At 50.6% G+C, this 2,847-nt stretch carries 2 protein-coding genes and 2 pseudogenes; 1 reads left to right on the forward strand and 3 read right to left on the reverse strand.

The window, feature by feature from the left end; translation table 11 throughout:
* Positions 1-486: 486 nt before the first annotated feature.
* Positions 487-1,593, reverse strand: a complete 1,107-nt coding sequence (locus VE954_RS43450; RefSeq protein ID WP_324965072.1) for a S1 family peptidase — start codon at positions 1,591-1,593, stop codon at positions 487-489.
* A 157-nt stretch (positions 1,594-1,750) separates the two neighbouring features.
* Here VE954_RS43450 and VE954_RS43455 point away from each other — a divergent pair.
* Positions 1,751-2,182, forward strand: a pseudogene (locus tag VE954_RS43455) (IS6 family transposase); the annotation flags it as partial.
* 208 nt (positions 2,183-2,390) lie between these two features.
* On the opposite strand, the pseudogene VE954_RS43460 reads toward VE954_RS43455, so the two are convergent.
* Both VE954_RS43460 and VE954_RS43465 read right to left on the reverse strand, forming a co-directional pair.
* Positions 2,391-2,606 (reverse strand): annotated as a pseudogene (locus VE954_RS43460) (transposase); the annotation flags it as partial.
* 58 nt (positions 2,607-2,664) lie between these two features.
* A partial coding sequence (locus VE954_RS43465) for a hypothetical protein (protein ID WP_324965077.1) occupies positions 2,665-2,847 on the reverse strand: 183 nt, incomplete at its 5' end.

Genomic DNA, 2,847 nt, shown 5'->3' on the forward strand with positions numbered 1-2,847 from the left:
ACCACCTCCATGTTTCCTAACCCGAAGGGCGCGAACACGTGACCTATGATCGGGAGCGTAGTGCGGGAAATCCGCATGCTGCGTTCTGAGGAGGGGCTCCCTGGAGCGATCCGGGGGGTCTACTCACCCCGGGGCCCTGGCTTTGCGAGGCTCTGTTGCAAAAAACCAGAGATTTTTGCAACAGAGCGTGCGCCGTGCAGGGCCCCGGAAAGAATGCCCGGAATTTAAGCAGGCCTTGATTGCCAAGGCCTTCAGGTTCACGGTAGTTTCGAAATTTCCCAATAATTTTAACTATCAGCTTATTTTATAGTCATTCTTTCCGGGGCCCTGTGCGCCGTGAGGCGCACGACATCTAGTGGGCTGTGATGCCCGCCTCAATAATAAGGCGGCTATCGCAAGGGTCCTGGAAGGTCAGGGCATGCGTTTGACCCACAGCGGACTCGCTGACCTTGAATGAGTTTTTAATCATTCTTTCCGGGGACCTGCTTATTCCTGGCAGCTCTTTGCGATCGTGTACTTAAGGATATCACTAAGGCGGCTATCACTAGCAAAAGTGTCCTGGAAGGTCAGGGCATGCGTTTGATCCACAGCGGACACGCTGACCTTGAGAGTCAGATCATACGAGACGGAATAGCTATTCTGAAAATTACGAAAGGGTGTTAACGTGAATTCGCAGTTCCTTACCACTCGACCCGAGACATTTTTCACCTGGACGCTGAGTAAATTATTCTGTTCGGTCACTTGACCGATAACCTCAAATTCGGCTGGATTTTGCGAATCATCCGGGCTCTCTGGTTGAGGCGAATTCGGGGGCGCTGCGCTGCCGGCACCAAATGGCTCCTGGCGGCCCGTAAGCTCACGGGCCATATCAAGAAGCATATCGTAGTTTTGGGCTACACTCGTATAATTATTGCCACCAATACATTTTTGTGCCGTGTTAAAGTCCGCAGTAGATAGAATCCCAGCCGTATACCATTGACCATTCTTCTGCACAAAGAGAGGTCCACCGGAATCACCGCTACATGCAGCTTTTCTGCCATTCTCAACCCGTAAAGCACCTCCGGGAGACCGGCCAACATAGAAACTGTTAACTGTCCGCAAGGTACCAAAAGAATCTTCATTGTCAGTGCCGTAACCTGCCTGACGGACGGCATCGCCGGGATTCAAAGGCATGCTGGCTGGAAGAAGCTTCACGGGGGCATACCCGGCGGGAATGTTTTTGGCGAGCTTCAGCAAGGCCAAATCATTTTGAGGACCTGAATACGCTTGATTCACACTGTAACTTTCGATGGCAATTACCTTGCGGTCGTTGCCGCCGAAATCGACGCCAAAAAGCGCATAGGGATCCTGCAAAACATTCTCTATACAGTGAGCCGCCGTCGATATCAAATCGCGTGCCACTATGGTTCCTGTACATCCGCTCAGGCCAACCGTGGAGACTTTCTCAGGGCCATTATCCTGGCTAGAAACGAGACGTCCGCCCACTATATTAAGGTCGCTTTTTTGGGGCCTAGTGCCGCAGGCGCTCAGCGCGTGGATGGCAGCTAGACAAGCAAGCAGGACAGGCAGGGTTTTCGATTTCTTCATGATCATGGGTTCTTTCCTCTTCAACTTGGATATCACAACTTCCGCAACAACAGTCACTTGCTCAGTCCTACAGGAACTCATCAGCCGCTGGTTGATTCGGATTGTGGTCGTCCGGTTTTAAGAGGGGTTCCGGGTGAAACTCCTGGGATCTACTCAACTGGCCATCAAGATCAAGGGAAAGCTCAAATGGCTTTACCGCGCAGTGGACGAGGATGGCGATACAATAGACTTTCTCCTTGCAGCAAAGCGTGATCAGAAAGCGGCCATGCGGTTTTTGAAAAAGGCCGTTCGTCAGCATGGAGTGCCGGAAAAAATCAACGCAGACAAATCAGGGGCAAACGCCGCCGGCCTCAAGGCGTTCAATCATGAACATTCCACTGACATTAAGCTCCGGCAGGTGAAGTATCTCAATAATATCGTCGAGCAGGATCACAGGCGAGTGAGGCAAAGGACAAGGCCCATGCTCGGTTTTAAAACCTTCATGTCAGCCGCGAAAACGATTGCCGGCATTGAGATGATGGCCATGATCAAAAAAGGCCAGATCGATATTCAGGGCTCCACTCCATTCGAGCAGTTTTACGCCCTCGCAGGATAACTGCGTCCGGGGAATGGTCCCTTCAGAAACTCATTTCAGCCTCCGAAATGTTTGCGACAGAGCCCATGGGAGTCAGGGCCCCGGAAAGAATGCCCGCAATTTGATCAGACCTTGATTGCCAAGGCTTTCACATAAGCGGTAATTTCGAAATTTCCCAATAATTTTAAATGTCAGCCTATTTTATAGCCATTCTTTCCGGGGCCCTGCATGGGAGTTCATGTTCAAAGTATTCGCTGCCACAAAAGTATTGCCAGTAGGGGTTTTCCAGATATTGCTGAACAGTGGCTTCGTCACTCAAATCATGGGCATATTTCAAATAATGAAGTCCTGCCAGAAGCCTTGTCGTAAGAGCCGGGCGGCCCTGGCCATCCGAATAATAGCAACCGAACTGAAGATCGAACTCCGGCCAATTCATTTCCGCCGCTTGCAGAAAATTTCGGCGATTATGACCGCTAAAGCCAGAACAGGCAATCCCTACAATCTTATGCATGGGCGACAAAGTAGGCATCGGCCTCAGCTGTCAAAAGTAGAGTAGTAAGCGAATTTGCTTCCAATGCGGCACAAGTCCAATTTTGAAAACGAAATTGAGTGCTCATCATGTCCAGGTCATGTGCCAGCGCCGTCCATCTTTCGACAAGTTCTCTTTGACTTGGTAAGGGAATCAC

This window comes from Oligoflexus sp., assembly GCF_035638955.1.
Classification (GTDB): domain Bacteria; phylum Bdellovibrionota_B; class Oligoflexia; order Oligoflexales; family Oligoflexaceae; genus Oligoflexus.